The sequence below is a fragment of the Streptomyces sporangiiformans genome, assembly GCF_005768555.2.
Lineage (GTDB): Bacteria > Actinomycetota > Actinomycetes > Streptomycetales > Streptomycetaceae > Streptomyces > Streptomyces sporangiiformans.
Genome location: NZ_VCHX02000337.1, coordinates 25867 through 40854, shown reverse-complemented (window position 1 = coordinate 40854; position 14988 = coordinate 25867). Strand labels below are relative to the sequence as shown.

Sequence of the window (14988 nt, the reverse complement as noted above, 5' to 3'; positions counted from 1 at the left end):
CGCGCCCGCGCCCGCGCCGGACAACGCGGGCCCCGCCGACTCCCCGCCCGACGACCGCGCGGTTCCCGCCGGGCCCGCGCCGAACAACCGCGCAGCTCCTGCGGCCTCCGCGGCATCTGCGGCTCCCGCAGATCCCGCGGCTCCGGCTCCCGCAACCCATGCGGCTCCGACTCCCCCAGATCCCGCTACCCCGCCGCCGGACACCCCCGCGCCCCCGCTCCTGCCTCCGCCTCCGCCTTCTCCGACCGGCATAGCGGCCCTTTCTCCCCGCTACCAAATCGTCGCCGCTCTCGCCTTCGCGGTCGTCGCGGTCGCCGCCTGTGTGCACCTCGGCACGGCGTTCCTGCACGTCGCGCCCTCGAACACGGTCACCAAGCAGCACGGGCAGGCGATCGACGAGTGGGTCTACCCCGAGTTCGAGCAGAACTGGAAGCTCTTCGCGCCCAACCCGCTGCAGCAGAACATCGCGGTCCAGGTCCGCGCCGAGGTGCGAGCCACGGACGGCGGCATCAGGACGACCCGCTGGTACGACCTCTCCGCCCTGGACGGCGCGGCCATCGACGGCAATCTGCTGCCCAGCCACACCCAGCAGAACGAACTGCGCAGGGCCTGGGACTTCTACGTGGCCACGCACGACAGCGAGAACCGTCCGGCCGGCCTGCGCGGCGCCCTCTCCGAGCGCTATCTGCGCCGCATCGTGGTGCTGCGCCTCGACCGGGAGCAGGCGGGCGGCCGTGGCGCGGTCGTCCAACAGGTCCAGGTCCGGTCCCGTACGACCAATGTGCCGCCTCCCAAGTGGAGCCAGGAGCAGGTGTCCGACAAGCCCGTCATCCGTGAGCTGCCCTGGTGGCTGTTGACCGAGGCCGACCGGGCGGCGGGGACGCGTGCCGTGGAGACGGGGGCGAGGGCCCGATGAGCGGTGGCTACGAGCGCGGGAGCCGCTTCGAGCGCGGGAGCCGCTTCGACCGGGGGACCCGCGTCGACGGGACGCTCGCGCGCGGCATCTCCCGGGTCACCGGTGTGGCCCTGGGCCCGTACCAGACCGCCGTGATCCGCATCGGCTTCGCGGTCACCTGGCTGCTGTTCCTGCTGCGCGAGTTCCCGCACCGGCAGGAGATGTACGGGCCCGACGGCCCGTGGAGCTGGGATCTCGCCCAGCAGCTCATCGCCGACAACCGGGCTTTCACGGCCCTGATGTGGTCCGACAGCCAGACCTGGTTCGAGATCGTCTACGCGCTGGCCGTGCTGTCGAGCGTCCTGCTGCTGCTCGGCTGGCGCACCCGCACCATGTCCGTGCTCTTCATGTTCGGCGTGCTCTCGCTGCAGAACCGCAGCGTCTTCATGGGGGACGGCGGCGACAACGTCATCCATCTGATGGCGATATACCTCGTGTTCACCCGTTGCGGTCAGGTGTGGTCACTGGACGAGCGGCGGGAACGTCGCGCGCGTGAGGCACGCGCGCGTGGCGTGTTGCCTGGACCCGACCGGGTCGGTCCCACCTTGTGGGGCCTGCTCGGAGTGATGCTGGTCGCGGCCACGCTCGCAGGCAAGATCACCAGCGGCTGGCTGGGCGGCTGGCTGACGCTCTTCTGGGGGCTCTGGGCGGTGCAGGGCCTGTGGTGGATCGTCGGACGCCGTGCGCGCACCCCGCAGCCGCGGGTCCTGCTCGACGTCATCGCGAACCTCGTCCACAACGCCGCCCTGTTCGTGATCATGGCCGAGGCGTGTCTGATCTACGCGACCGCCGGCTGGTACAAGATCCAGGGCTCGCGCTGGCAGGACGGCACCGCCGTCTACTACCCCCTGCACCTCGACTACTTCTCGCCCTGGCCGGCGCTCTCCGACGCGCTGACCGCGAACGGCACGCTGGTGATGCTGGTGACCTACGGGACGGTCATCGTGCAGGTCGCCTTCCCCTTCACGCTGTTCAACCGGCGGGTGAAGAACGTACTGCTGGCGGTCATGATCACCGAGCATGCCGTGATCGCCGTGGTGCTCGGTCTGCCGTTCTTCTCGCTGGCGATGATCGCGGCGGACGCGGTCTTCCTGCCGACGTCCTTCCTGCGACGCCTCGGCGGCGCGGTGGCACGGGTGCCGAGCCGATATGGAGGACGACTGTTCTCGCGCGGCGACCGCAGGCTGCCGGGGCCGCGCGAGGGCGATCCGCGCACCACGGAAACGGCCGAGCAGCCGCACGTAGGCTTCACGGCATGACGGCCACCCACGACCCCGTACGCGTCTGGCACCGGCTCGCCGACACCTCCGTGCTGCTCGACGGGTTCCACGCCCTCAAGCACGCCGTGCGTTTCCAGGCCCGGATCCCGGTGGCCGTCACCATCGACCGGGGGGCGGCCCTCGCGCTGGCCGAGGAGCTGGCCACGGACGTACGGGACGCGCTCGAGAAGCTGCTGGTGGAGGTCCCCGAGGCGACGTTCAAGGCCCTCGTCCCCCGCCCGCACCCCACCGCGGTCGCCGCTCTGGCGGTACGGCCCGCCCGTGCGGCCAACCTGGAGACGCTGGCCCGCACGCCCCGCCCCGCACCCGTCGTCGTCCTCGACAACCCCCGTAACCTGGGCAACGCCGGAGCCGTGATCCGTCTCGCCGCCGGCTTCGGGGCGACCGGTGTGGTCACGACGGGCACACTCGACCCCTGGCACCCCACGGTCGTACGCGGCGGAGCGGGCCTGCACTTCGCCACGGCCGTGGAGCGGCTGGCCGTGGCCGAACTGCCCCCGGGCCCGGTGTTCGCCCTCGACCCGGAGGGCGAGGACATCCGCGGCGTGAAGCTTCCGGACGAGGCCGTGCTGGCCTTCGGTTCCGAGCGCAGCGGCCTGTCCGCGGAACTGCGCGACCGCACCGACCACCTGGTGTCCCTGCCGATGCGCCCCCAGGTCTCCAGCTACAACCTCGCGACCAGTGTCGCCATGACGCTGTTCCACTGGAGCGCGACCGGGGGCGGGGCAGCGAGCGCCGAGGGGAGCGGGACCGTGCCGGGCGGCCCTGACATCCGCCCGGCATGACCGTGTGAACGCGGGCTCACGCCTCCCGTCGTACCTCCACCACCCGGAAGCGGTTGGCCACGAAGGCCCCGTCGCACAGGGCCGAGTTCGCCGCCGGGTTGCCGCCCGAGCCGTGGAAGTCGGAGAAGGCCGCCGTCTGGTTGACGTAGACACCGCCGGTCAGGTTCAGCGAGAGCTGGGCGCACTCCTCCAGGCAGGCCTCCTGCACGGCCTGCTCGACCTCCTGTGAGGTCGTGTACGCGCCGACCGTCATCGCGCCCTTGTCGCTGATCGTCCGGCGCAGGAGATCCACGGCGTCAGCGGCCGAGTCGACGGCGACCGCGAAGGAGACCGGCCCGAAGCACTCGCTGGTGTAGGCCGCCTCGGCGTCCGCCCCCTCCCAGTACTTCCGCGCGCCGTCCAGTTTCACGATCACCGGCGTCCGGACGACCGCGTCCGGGAACTCCGGGTTACTGATCTCCCGTGAGGCGAGGGCGACTTCGCCCAGCCCGGACGCGGCCTCCAGGCGCGCCTTCACATCCGGGTTCACGATCGCTCCGAGCAGGGCGCCCGCGCGGGCATCGTCCCCGAGGAGTCCGCCGACCGCCTTCGCCAGGTCGGCCACCACCTCGTCGTACGACTTGGGGCCCTCCTCCGTGCGGATGCCGTCGCGGGGGATCAGCAGATTCTGCGGGGTCGTGCACATCTGCCCGCTGTAGAGGGACAGGGAGAAGGCCAGGTTCGCCAGCATCCCCTTGTAGTTGTCGGTCGACTCCACGATCACCGAGTTGACGCCGGCCTTCTCCGTGTACACCTGCGCCTGGCGGGCGTTGGCCTCCAGCCAGTCGCCGAACGCCGTCGAGCCCGTGTAGTCGATGATCCGGATCTCCGGGCGTACGGCCAGGGTCTTGGCGATGCCCTCTCCGGGCCGCTCGGCGGCCAGCGCCACCAGGTTCGGGTCGAAGCCCGCTTCGGCGAGCACCTCGCGGGCCGCCTGGACCGTGAGCGCGAGCGGCAGCACCGCCCGCGGGTGGGGTTTCACCAGGACCGCGTTTCCCGTGGCGAGGGAGGCGAACAGGCCCGGGTAGCCGTTCCACGTCGGGAAGGTGTTGCAGCCGATCAGCAGCGCGATGCCGCGCGGTACGGGCGTGAACCGCTTGTCCAGCGCGAGCGGGTCGCGCTTGCCCTGAGGCTTGGTCCACTCGGCATGGCCCGGGGTACGGACCTGCTCCGCATACGCGTACGCCACCGCCTCCAGGGCGCGGTCCTGGGCGTGTGGGCCGCCCGCCTGGAACGCCATCATGAAGGCCTGGCCGCTGGTGTGCATGACCGCGTGCGCGAACTCGTGGGTGCGGTCGCTGATCCGCTTGAGGATCTCCAGACAGACCGCCGCGCGTGTCTCCGGGCCCGCGTCACGCCATGCGCGCCCGCCCGCGCGCATGGCGGGCAGCAGCACGTCGATGTCCGCGTGCGGATACGTGACGCCCAGCTCGATGCCGTACGGGGAGACCTCGCCGCCCACCCAGTCGTCGGTGCCGGGCTGGCCGAGGTCGAGGCGGCTGCCCAGCAGGGCGTCGAAGGCGGCCTTGCCCTCCGCCATACCCAGGCTGCCGTTCTCGCCGTATGCCTTCGGGTGCTCGGGGTGCGGTGACCAGTACGCGCGCGTGCGGATCGCTTCCAGCGCCTGATCGAGGGTGGGTCGGTGCTGGGCGATCAGCTGGGGCGCGGTGCGTTCGGCGGCGGCCATCAGGGACCAACTCCTCGTCTCAAGAGCTCTCCATTGAGCTCGCGACCTGGGCAGGATTACCGGTGGTGGGCGACGGATGGGCAGTCAGAGTTAGAGTAACCGAACGATCGGTCGGGACAAGGGGGGTCCGCCGAACCTGTGGAAAACCCTGTGCGGGAGGATCGCGAGCATGACAGCACTCGACCTCGCCGACCCGGTGGCCGTCGTCGGCACCGGCACCATGGGCCAGGGCATAGCTCAGGTCGCGCTGGTCGCGGGCCACCCCGTGCGGCTGTACGACGCCGTGCCGGGCCGCGCCCGGGACGCGTCGGAGGCCATCGGCGCACGCCTCGACCGGCTCGTCGAGAAGGACCGGCTGAGCGACGCCGAGCGGGACGCCGCGCGCGCCCGGCTCCACCCTGCCGAGAACCTGTCCGAACTCGCCGGCTCCGCCCTCGTCGTCGAGGCCGTTCTGGAGCGGCTCGACGTCAAGCAGCAGCTCTTCCGTGAGCTCGAGGAGGTCGTCTCGGCGGACTGTCTGCTCGCCACCAACACCTCCTCCTTGTCGGTGACCGCCGTCGGTGGCGCGCTGCGCCATCCGGGCCGCCTCGTCGGGCTGCATTTCTTCAACCCCGCGCCGCTGCTGCCCCTCGTGGAGGTGGTCTCCGGGTTCGCGACCGACGTCACGTCGGCCACGCTCGCGTACGAGACGGCACGCCTGTGGGGGAAGACTCCGGTGGCCTGCGCCGACACCCCCGGCTTCATCGTCAACCGCATCGCGCGGCCCTTCTACGCCGAGGCCTTCGCGGTGTACGAGGCGCAGGCCGCCGATCCGGCCACCATCGATGCCGTCCTGCGCGAATCGGGCGGCTTCAAAATGGGTGCCTTCGAGCTGACGGATCTCATCGGGCAGGACGTCAACGAGTCGGTCACGCGCTCCGTGTGGGAGGCCTTCTTCCAGGACGTGCGTTTCACGCCCTCGCTCGCCCAGCGGCGGCTCGTCGAGTCGGGCCGGCACGGCCGCAAGACGGGACAGGGCTGGTACGCGTACGGCAGCGACGCCGAACGACCCGAGCCGCACACCGCCGAAAAGGCCCGGCCGCCCGCGTACGTCGTCGCCGAGGGCGGTCTGGGCCCCGCGTCCGAGCTGCTCACGCTGATCCGTGAGGCGGGCATCCAGGTCCGCGAGGACGAGGAGGACCACGGCACCCGTCTCGTGCTGCCCAGCGGCGGTCAGCTGGCGCTCGCGGACGGACAGACCTCCGTGGAGTTCCGTGACGTCGTCTACTTCGATCTGGCGCTTGACTACAGGAAGGCGACCCGGATCGCCCTGTCAGCCTCGCAGGACACCAAGCCACAGACCCTCGCGGAGGCCACCGGACTCTTCCAGGCGCTCGGCAAGGACGTCAGCGTCCTCGGGGACGTCCCGGGGATGATCGTCGCCAGGACCGTGGCGCGCATCGTCGACCTGGCGCACGACGCCGTCTCCAAGGGAGTGGCCACCGAGGAGGACATCGACACCGCGATGCGGCTGGGCGTCAACTACCCGCTCGGGCCCTTCGAATGGAGCCGCAGGCTCGGCAAGACCTGGGCGCACGACCTCCTGGAGGAACTGCATCTGCGCGAACCCTCGGGCCGCTACGCGCCCTCTCTCGCGCTGTACCGCCACGGGCACGCCGCCGACAAGCGGGAGGGCACCTCATGACCACCGCCAAGCGTGACACCTACACCCCGGAGACGCTGCTCTCCGTCGCCGTGCGGGTCTTCAACGAGCGCGGCTACGACGGTACGTCCATGGAGCACCTCTCCAAGGCGGCCGGGATCTCCAAGTCGTCGATCTACCACCACGTGGCGGGCAAGGAGGAGCTGCTGCGCCGGGCGGTCAGACGGGCGCTCGATGAGCTTTTCGGGATCCTCGACGAGGAGCACGCGCGCGTGGGGCGTGCCGTGGAGCGGCTGGAGTACGTCACCCGGCGCATGGTCGAGGTGCTCACCGCCGAACTGCCGTATGTGACGCTCCTGCTGAGGGTGCGCGGCAACACCGACACCGAGCGGTGGGCCCTGGAGCGGCGCCGTGAGTTCGACCACCGGGTGGCCGAGCTTCTGAAGGCGGCCGCCGCGGACGGAGACGTCCGCGCGGATGTGGAGTTCGGGCTCGCCACCCGGCTGGTCTTCGGGATGATCAACTCGCTCGTCGAGTGGTACCGGCCCGACGGCCGGGGCGCGGGCGAGCGGGAAGTCGCGGACGCGGTCGTGCGGTTGGTCTTCGAGGGGCTGCGCAAGGAGGGCTGAGGCCTCCGGTTCCACGAAGGGTTCCCCCTGGCTCACGGAGGGCTCAGCCCCAGGCTCACGGAGGGCTCAGCCCTCCGGCTCCACGTCCTCCTCCTCGAAGACGAGGAGGGTCCGTGTGCTGAGCACTTCGGGGATGGACTGGAGCCGGGTCAGCACCAGTTCGCGCAGGTTCCGGTTGTCCGGTGTGTGCACCAGGAGCAGCACGTCGAAGTCGCCGCTGACCAGGGCGATATGGGCCACCTCGGGGAGCGCGCGGAGCTGTGCGCGCACGGCCCTCCAGGAGTTCTGCACGATCTTCAGGGTGATGTACGCGGCGGCGCCCTGACCGGCCCGTTCATGGTTGATCCGGGCGCCGAAGCCCCGGATCACGCCGTCCTCGATGAGCCGGTTGATGCGCGCGTACGCGTTGGCCCGTGACACATGGACCCGCTCGGCCACGGAACGTATCGAGGCGCGGCCGTCCGCGCGCAGCATCTGCAGGATGTCCTCGTCGATGGCGTCCAGTGGGCGCGGAGGAAGGTCGCCGCGGCCGCTCTCCGATCCCTCGGCCATTTGTTCAGGTGCCATGTCCCCCCGCCTCCCTACCATGGACGTACTGCGTCCATCCCAGGTTGTGGAGAACCGTTTGTCCACAGCCTGGAGGTGCCTGTAGCCAAAATGTGCCGACGACCGAACAATCGGTAGGTGAGGCGCATCACAACCGGTGCGCCGACGAACCACTCCCTCGAGGAGGTGCCGTCATGACGGTCATGGAGCAGCGGGGCGCCTACAAGCCCACCCCGCCGCCTGCCTGGCAGCCCCGCACCGACCCCGCTCCGCTGCTGCCCGACGCGCTGCCGTACCGCGTCCTCGGCACGGACGCGGCGGCCGAGGCCGACCCGGGTCTGCTGCGCCGCCTGTACGGGGAGCTGGTGCGCGGCCGTCGCTACAACGCGCAGGCCACGGCCCTCACCAAGCAGGGCCGACTCGCGGTCTATCCCTCCTCCACCGGCCAGGAGGCCTGCCAGGTCGCCGCCGCCCTCGTCCTCGAAGAGCGCGACTGGCTCTTCCCCAGTTACCGCGACACGCTCGCCGCCGTGGCCCGCGGCCTCGACCCCGTCCAGGCCCTGACCCTCCTGCGCGGCGACTGGCACACCGGATACGACCCCCGTGAGCACCGCATCGCGCCCCTGTGCACGCCCTTGGCGACCCAGCTTCCGCACGCCGTGGGCCTGGCGCACGCCGCGCACCTTCAGGGCGACGACGTGGTCGCGCTCGCCCTGGTCGGCGACGGCGGCACCAGCGAGGGCGACTTCCACGAGGCGCTGAACTTCGCCGCCGTCTGGCAGGCCCCGGTCGTCTTCCTGGTCCAGAACAACGGCTTCGCGATCTCCGTCCCGCTGGCCAAGCAGACCGCCGCGCCCTCCCTCGCCCACAAGGCGGTCGGCTACGGCATGCCGGGCCGCCTCGTCGACGGCAACGACGCCGCCGCCGTGCACGAGGTCCTGAGCGAAGCCGTGGCCCACGCGCGCGCGGGAGGCGGTCCGACGCTCGTGGAGGCGGTGACGTACCGCATCGACGCCCACACGAACGCCGACGACGACAAGCGCTACCGGGGCGACTCCGAAGTCGAGGCCTGGCGCGCGCACGACCCGATCGGCCTACTCGAGCACGAGCTGACCGAGCGCGGGCTCCTCGACGAGGACGGCATGCGGGCCGCGCGCGAGAAGGCCGAGGAAATGGCCGCCGACCTGCGCGAACGCATGAACCGGGACCCGGAGCTCGACCCCATGGACCTGTTCGCACACGTCTACGCCCGGCCGACGACCCAACTCCTGGAGCAGGAGGCGCAGTTGCGGGCCGAGCTGGACGCCGAGGAGCGGCACCACGAGTCGGAAGGAGCCGCGCGATGACCACTGTGGCGGTGAAGCCGGCCACCATGGCGCAGGCCCTGGGGCGTGCGCTGCGCGACGCGATGGCCGACGATCCGACCGTCCACGTCATGGGCGAGGACGTCGGCACGCTCGGCGGTGTCTTCCGGGTCACCGACGGGCTTGCCAAGGAGTTCGGCGAGGACCGCTGCACGGACACGCCGCTCGCCGAGGCGGGCATCCTGGGGACGGCCGTCGGCATGGCCATGTACGGGCTGCGGCCGGTCGTGGAGATGCAGTTCGACGCCTTCGCGTACCCGTCCTTCGAGCAACTGATCTCGCATGTGTCGCGGATGCGCAACCGCACGCGGGGCGCCATGCCCCTGCCGCTCACGATCCGTGTCCCCTACGGGGGAGGCATCGGTGGTGTCGAGCACCACAGCGACTCCTCCGAGGCGTACTACATGGCGACTCCGGGGCTCCACGTCGTCACGCCCGCGACGGTCGCCGACGCGTACGGGCTGCTGCGGGCCGCCATCGCCTCCGACGACCCGGTGGTCTTCCTCGAACCCAAGCGCCTGTACTGGTCGAAGGATTCCTGGAACCCCGACGAGCCGCCGGCCGTTGAACCGGTGGGCCGCGCGGTGGTGCGGCGCTCCGGCCGGAGCGCCACGCTCATCACGTACGGTCCGTCCCTGCCCGTCTGCCTGGAAGCGGCCGAGGCGGCACAGGCCGAGGGCTGGGACCTCGAGGTCGTCGATCTGCGCTCCCTGGTGCCGTTCGACGACGAGACGGTCTCCGCGTCCGTGCGGCACACGGGGCGGGCCGTCGTGGTGCACGAGTCCGGGAGCTTCGGCGGGCCCGGCGGGGAGATCGCCGCGCGGGTCACCGAGCGGTGTTTCCATTACCTGGAGGCACCGGTGCTGCGCGTGGCCGGGTTCGACATCCCGTACCCGCCACCCATGCTGGAGCGGCACCATCTGCCCGGCGTCGACCGCATCCTGGACGCGGTGGCGCGTCTGCAGTGGGAGGCGGAGAACTGATGGCCCAAGTCCTCGAATTCAGGCTGCCCGACCTCGGCGAAGGGCTGACCGAAGCCGAGATCGTCCGCTGGCTCGTCCAGGTCGGCGACGTCGTCGCCGTCGACCAGCCGGTCGTCGAGGTCGAGACGGCCAAGGCGCTGGTGGACGTTCCGTGCCCGTACGGCGGTGTGGTCACGGCCCGCTTCGGCGAGGAGGGAACGGAACTTCCCGTCGGAGCGCCGCTGTTGACGGTGGCGGTGGGCGCGCCCGCCTCCGATCACGAGGACGAAGGGTCCGGCAACGTACTGGTGGGGTACGGCACGGGAACGCCTCCTGCGCGGCGCGGGAGGGTGCGGCCGGCCGGCCCTGCGGACTCCCGGCGGCAGCCGCCGGAGGGGCCCGAGGCCGGGACCAAGGACGGACGCAAGAACGGTCCCACGGATACGCGCCAGGACGGGCCCGGCAGTGCGGAGGCGTCGTCACCCGGCGGCGAGGCGGACAGCGGCGCCGGCGTCGAGGACCGAAGCCGTATCGACGGTCCCGTGCCGGTGATCTCCCCGCTGGTGCGTCGGCTGGCTCGGGAGTACGGCCTGGACCTGCGGGAGTTGGGGGGCTCCGGCCCCGATGGACTGATCCTGCGCGCGGACGTGGAGTACGCGGCACGCGCCGCCGGCGCACGCGGCCGGGTGACGGAGACCAGGACGGCGCCGTACGCGCCCGTGGCGCCGGAGCCCTCGGCTGCCCCTGGCACGCGCGCGACCGACGTACCCGCGGCCGAGGTTCCCGCGGTCGGCGTTCCTGCGGCAGGCGTTCCTGCGGCAGGCGTTCCCGCCGCCGGCGCTGCTGTCCCTGGCACCCGCATCCCTCTGCGAGGCGTTCGTGGCGCCGTCGCCGACAAGCTCGCCCGCAGCCGTCGCGAGATCCCCGACGCGACCTGCTGGGTCGACGCGGACGCGACGGAGCTCATGCGCGCGCGGGGGGCGATGAACGAGGCCGCCGGCCCGAAGATCTCGGTCCTCGCGCTGCTGGCCCGGATCTGCACGGCCGCCCTCGCCCGCTTCCCCGAGCTCAACGCGACGGTCGACATGGAGGCCCGGGAGCTCGTCCGGCTCGAGGAGGTGCACCTCGGATTCGCGGCGCAGACCGAGCGGGGGCTCGTCGTTCCGGTGGTGAAGGACGCGCATGCCCGCGACGCGGAGTCGCTGAGCGCGGAGTTCGCACGGCTCACCGAGGCCGCGCGGACCGGAACGCTCACGCCCGGTGAACTCACCGGCGGGACATTCACTTTGAACAACTACGGCGTGTTCGGTGTGGACGGATCCACACCGATCATCAACCACCCCGAGGCGGCCATGCTCGGCGTGGGCCGGATCGTCCCCAAGCCCTGGGTGCACGAGGGCGAGCTGGCCGTGCGGCAGGTCGTGCAGCTCTCGCTCACCTTCGACCACCGGGTGTGCGACGGCGGCACGGCGGGCGGTTTCCTGAGGTATGTGGCGGACTGTGTGGAACAGCCTGTGATGCTCCTGCGTTCCCTGTGATCGCGGTGGCACGCATACTCGGAGGGTGACCGCGTTCGAGCCCCTCGGCGACCCCCGCGCCGACGTCTATGACGCCGTTGTGCTCGCCGGGGGTGCCGCCCGGCGGCTCGGCGGGGCGGACAAACCCGGTCTGCGTGTGGGCGGCCGCCCACTGCTCGACCGGGTCCTGGCCGCCTGCTCCGGTGCCGCCACCACCGTTGTCGTGGCCGGCCGCAGGACCACCGCGCGTCCGGTGGAGTGGGCGCGCGAGGACCCGCCCGGCGCGGGCCCGCTGGCCGCGCTCGACGCCGGGCTGCGGCGGACCACCGCGCGGTATGTCGTGGTGCTCTCGGCCGACCTGCCGTTCCTGGACGAGGGGACGGTACGACGGCTGCTCACTGCCCTTCGGACCACGGCCACCGAAGGCGCGCTGCTCACCGACCCCGGTGGCCGCGACCAGCCGCTCGTGGCCGCGTACCGGAGCACGGCGCTGCGCCGCGAGCTGGCCGCGCTCGTGGCCGAGCACGGCGGTCTCGCCGGGCTGCCGCTGCGGCGGCTCACCGGTGCGCTCGACCTCACCCGTATCGCCGACCCTGTCGCGTCCTTCGACTGCGACACCTGGGACGACGTCGCTGTCGCCCGGGCACGTATCAGGGAGCATGGGCACGTGTTGGACGAATGGATTTCCGCAGTCAAGGACGAACTGGGCATCGACCTCGACGTCGACACCGGCGCCCTGCTGGATCTTGCCCGGGACGCCGCACACGGTGTGGCCCGGCCCGCGGCGCCGCTGACGACGTTCCTCGTCGGGTACGCGGCGGCGCGGGCCGAGGGAGGGCCCGAGGCGGTCGCCGAGGCGGCTCGCAGGGCGACGGCGCTCGCGCTGCGCTGGGCTGCCGAGGACGCCACTGCTGCCGGGGAGACCACCGCTCCCGGGGAGATTCCCGGGGAGCCCACCGCTCCCGGGAACACCACGGCCCCCGATACCCGCCCGGACGCGGGATGACCGCCCGTCGGCAGCACGAGGACGTCGACCTCGACGTCGAGGAGGCCCTCGCCTTGGTCAGGGACGGCGACGCCCAGGTGCCCGACGGCTCCGGGGCCGCAGGCGGTGCCGGTTCCGGACCGCCGCCCTCGTCGCGGTCCGGGGGGCGGGAACACCGGGAGCAGGCGCGCGAGACGCACCGCCACAAGGCCACCCCCTGGCCGGAAGCCCGCGTCATCGCCGAGCGGTCCCCCCGCACAGCAGCCGCTCCCGTGTCCGTCCCCCTCGACGCCGCGCTGGGCCTCGTCCTCGCCGCTCCTCTCACCGCGCTCACGGACCTCCCGGCGTTCGACACGTCCGCGATGGACGGCTGGGCGGTGGCCGGACCCGGCCCGTGGGACGTCCGGCCGGAGGGCGTGCTCGCCGGGCATGCCGAGCCGGAGCGGCTGACCGACGGCGAGGCGGTCCGGATCGCGACCGGCGCGCGCATCCCACAGGACACCACCGCTGTCCTCCGCAGCGAGCACGGCCGCACCGACGACAGGAGCCGGCTGCAGGCGACCCGGGAGGTCGTGCACGGGCAGGACATCCGCCCGCGCGGCCAGGAGTGCCGCTCCGGTGACGCCCTCCTGCTGCCCGGGACGCTGGTCACCCCGGCCGTGCTCGGGCTCGCCGCGGCAGCCGGATACGACACTGTTGCCGCAGTCCCCCGCCCGCGCGTGGAAGTCCTCGTCCTGGGCGACGAGTTGCTCACCGAGGGCCTGCCCCACGAGGGCTTGATCCGGGACGCGCTCGGCCCGATGCTGCCGCCCTGGCTGCGTGCGCTCGGCGCGGACGTCGTCGCGGTGCGCAGGCTCGGCGACGACGCCAGGGCGCTGCACAAGGCGGTCACCGGCTCCGACGCCGACCTCGTCGTCACGACCGGCGGCACCGCCGCGGGCCCCGTCGACCACGTTCACCCCACCCTGCGCCGTATCGGCGCCCAACTGCTGGTGAACGGTGTCAAGGTGCGCCCCGGCCACCCCATGCTCCTGGCCCGCACCAAGGAGAAGCAGTATCTCGTCGGCCTGCCCGGTAACCCCCTCGCCGCCGTCTCCGGTCTGCTCACGCTCGCCGAACCTCTGCTGCGTACGCTCGCGGGACGTGCGGCCCCGGAGCGGTACACGTTGCCCGTTCATGAAGCGGTGCAGGGGCACCCGTACGACACTCGGCTGATCCCGGTCGTGCTCCGGGAGGACCGGGCCGTGCCAGTGCACTACAACGGCCCGGCCATGCTGCGCGGTGTCGCCGTGGCCGACGCGCTCGCGGTCGTCCCGCCCGGCGGCGGGCGCGCCGGTCAGGAGCTGGAGATCCTCGACCTGCCGTGGGCGACGTCAGGGATCGGGGCATGCCTCACATGAACCGGATCGGGGGGTGTTTCACGTGAAACTTCCGGGCCAGGACGCCATCGCACGCCAGGCGGACGAACGCATAGTGACCCATCGGGTGAAACTGCCTCGTCGAACAGTGCAGCGACCGTGGCGTCAGGTCGCCAGACGGGTCGTGATGGCGCTGCTGTGCCTGGTCGCGACCGCCCTCATCGTCTATTTCGACCATGACGGCTACACGGACAATTCCGACGGTGGCGCGGTCGACCTGCTCGACGCGTTCTACTACGCGACCGTCACCCTCTCCACCACCGGATACGGCGACATCACACCGGTCAGTGACGCCGCCCGGCTCACCAATATCTTCGTGATCACGCCGCTGCGCGTGCTCTTCCTGATCATCCTGGTCGGCACCACGCTCGAGGTCCTCACCGAACGGACCCGGGAGGAGTGGCGACTGAACCGCTGGAGGACGGCTTTGAGGGAGCACACCGTTGTCATCGGGTTCGGGACGAAGGGCCGGTCGGCGATTCAGACCGTGTGCGCGACGGGGCTGAAAAAGGAGCAGGTCGTTGTCGTCGACCCCAGCACGAAGGTGGTCGACGCGGCGACGGCGGACGGGTACGCGGGTGTGGTCGGTGACGCCACACGCAGCGACGTACTGCTGCGGGCCGAGGTGCAGAAGGCACGGCAGATCATCATCGCGACGCAGCGCGACGACACCGCCGTGCTCGTCGCCCTGACGGCCCGGCAGCTCAACCGCGGGGCGAAGATCGTGGCCGCGGTGCGCGAGGAGGAGAACGCTCCGCTGCTGCGCCAGTCGGGCGCCGACGTCGTCATCACCAGCGCGAGCGCGGCCGGACGGCTGCTCGGGCTCTCCGTGCTCAGCCCCAGCGCGGGCATGGTCCTGGAGGACCTCATCCAGCAGGGCAGCGGGCTCGACATCGTCGAACGGCCGGTCGTGAAGGCCGAGGTGGGGCGCGGGGTGCGGGAGACGGACGACCTGGTGGTCAGTGTCGTACGAGGGCATCGGGTGCTCGGATACGACGATCCGGCCATTGGGAAGCTCCAGTTGACCGACCGGTTGATCACGATCGTTCGCGCCACACCGAATACACAGGTCGCGCCGGACACCAAACGCCTGACCTAGGACAGACCCTGGGGCCTGTCCTAGGTGTGCTGTTCGGGGACGTCGGTGACGGGCCCTGGGCCCGCCGAAAGGCCCTGGGC

At 71.8% G+C, this 14988-nt stretch carries 13 protein-coding genes; 11 read left to right on the top strand and 2 right to left on the bottom strand.

Features of this window, described 5'->3' with window-relative positions:
* From FGD71_RS42835 to FGD71_RS42825, 3 genes are all read left to right on the top strand, one after another.
* A partial coding sequence (locus FGD71_RS42835) for a DUF5819 family protein (protein ID WP_240437045.1) occupies positions 1–916 on the top strand: 916 nt, incomplete at its 5' end.
* Positions 913–2214: an HTTM domain-containing protein gene (locus FGD71_RS42830; RefSeq protein ID WP_119106003.1), complete on the top strand. Its 1302-nt coding sequence runs from the start codon at positions 913–915 to the stop codon at positions 2212–2214. The genes FGD71_RS42835 and FGD71_RS42830, both read left to right, overlap by 4 nt.
* Positions 2211–3020 (top strand): TrmH family RNA methyltransferase, encoded by an 810-nt coding sequence (locus tag FGD71_RS42825; RefSeq protein ID WP_119106002.1) that lies wholly within the window; start codon positions 2211–2213, stop codon positions 3018–3020. The genes FGD71_RS42830 and FGD71_RS42825 overlap by 4 nt, the downstream gene beginning before the upstream one ends.
* 16 nt (positions 3021–3036) lie before the next feature.
* Here the strand turns inward: FGD71_RS42825 and paaN are convergent, their stop codons facing one another.
* Complete coding sequence (gene paaN, locus FGD71_RS42820) at positions 3037–4746, bottom strand: phenylacetic acid degradation protein PaaN (protein ID WP_119106001.1); 1710 nt, start codon at positions 4744–4746, stop codon at positions 3037–3039.
* 169 nt (positions 4747–4915) lie between these two features.
* Between paaN and FGD71_RS42815 the strand changes: the two genes are divergently transcribed.
* Both FGD71_RS42815 and FGD71_RS42810 read left to right on the top strand, forming a co-directional pair.
* Positions 4916–6430: a 3-hydroxyacyl-CoA dehydrogenase gene (locus tag FGD71_RS42815; protein ID WP_119106000.1), complete on the top strand. Its 1515-nt coding sequence runs from the start codon at positions 4916–4918 to the stop codon at positions 6428–6430.
* Positions 6427–7017: a TetR/AcrR family transcriptional regulator gene (locus FGD71_RS42810; RefSeq protein ID WP_119105999.1), complete on the top strand. Its 591-nt coding sequence runs from the start codon at positions 6427–6429 to the stop codon at positions 7015–7017. The genes FGD71_RS42815 and FGD71_RS42810 overlap by 4 nt, the downstream gene beginning before the upstream one ends.
* Before the next feature lie 66 nt (positions 7018–7083).
* On the opposite strand, the gene FGD71_RS42805 is transcribed toward FGD71_RS42810, so the two are convergent.
* The gene (locus FGD71_RS42805; RefSeq protein ID WP_181359389.1) at positions 7084–7584 is read right to left on the bottom strand and encodes an Lrp/AsnC family transcriptional regulator; all 501 of its coding nucleotides are present in this window, start codon (positions 7582–7584) and stop codon (positions 7084–7086) included.
* Positions 7585–7757: 173 nt separating this feature from the next.
* Here FGD71_RS42805 and pdhA point away from each other — a divergent pair, with 173 nt between their 5' ends.
* Genes pdhA through FGD71_RS42775 form a run of 6 tightly spaced genes read left to right on the top strand, consistent with a single transcriptional unit; the run spans position 7758 to position 14908 of the window.
* Positions 7758–8909 carry a pyruvate dehydrogenase (acetyl-transferring) E1 component subunit alpha gene (gene pdhA / locus FGD71_RS42800; RefSeq protein ID WP_119105997.1) on the top strand — a complete coding sequence of 384 codons (1152 nt, stop codon included), beginning with the start codon at positions 7758–7760 and terminating at the stop codon, positions 8907–8909.
* Positions 8906–9910 carry an alpha-ketoacid dehydrogenase subunit beta gene (locus FGD71_RS42795; RefSeq protein ID WP_119105996.1) on the top strand — a complete coding sequence of 335 codons (1005 nt, stop codon included), beginning with the start codon at positions 8906–8908 and terminating at the stop codon, positions 9908–9910. Before pdhA ends, FGD71_RS42795 begins: the two co-directional genes overlap by 4 nt.
* Positions 9910–11427: a dihydrolipoamide acetyltransferase family protein gene (locus FGD71_RS42790; protein WP_119105995.1), complete on the top strand. Its 1518-nt coding sequence runs from the start codon at positions 9910–9912 to the stop codon at positions 11425–11427. Before FGD71_RS42795 ends, FGD71_RS42790 begins: the two co-directional genes overlap by 1 nt.
* A 25-nt stretch (positions 11428–11452) precedes the next feature.
* Positions 11453–12412: an NTP transferase domain-containing protein gene (locus FGD71_RS42785; protein WP_119105994.1), complete on the top strand. Its 960-nt coding sequence runs from the start codon at positions 11453–11455 to the stop codon at positions 12410–12412.
* Positions 12409–13791, top strand: a complete 1383-nt coding sequence (locus FGD71_RS42780; RefSeq protein WP_119105993.1) for a molybdopterin molybdotransferase MoeA — start codon at positions 12409–12411, stop codon at positions 13789–13791. The genes FGD71_RS42785 and FGD71_RS42780 overlap by 4 nt, the downstream gene beginning before the upstream one ends.
* A 13-nt stretch (positions 13792–13804) precedes the next feature.
* Positions 13805–14908, top strand: a complete 1104-nt coding sequence (locus FGD71_RS42775) for a potassium channel family protein (protein WP_181359388.1) — start codon at positions 13805–13807, stop codon at positions 14906–14908.
* The last annotated feature ends 80 nt before the right edge of the window (positions 14909–14988 follow it).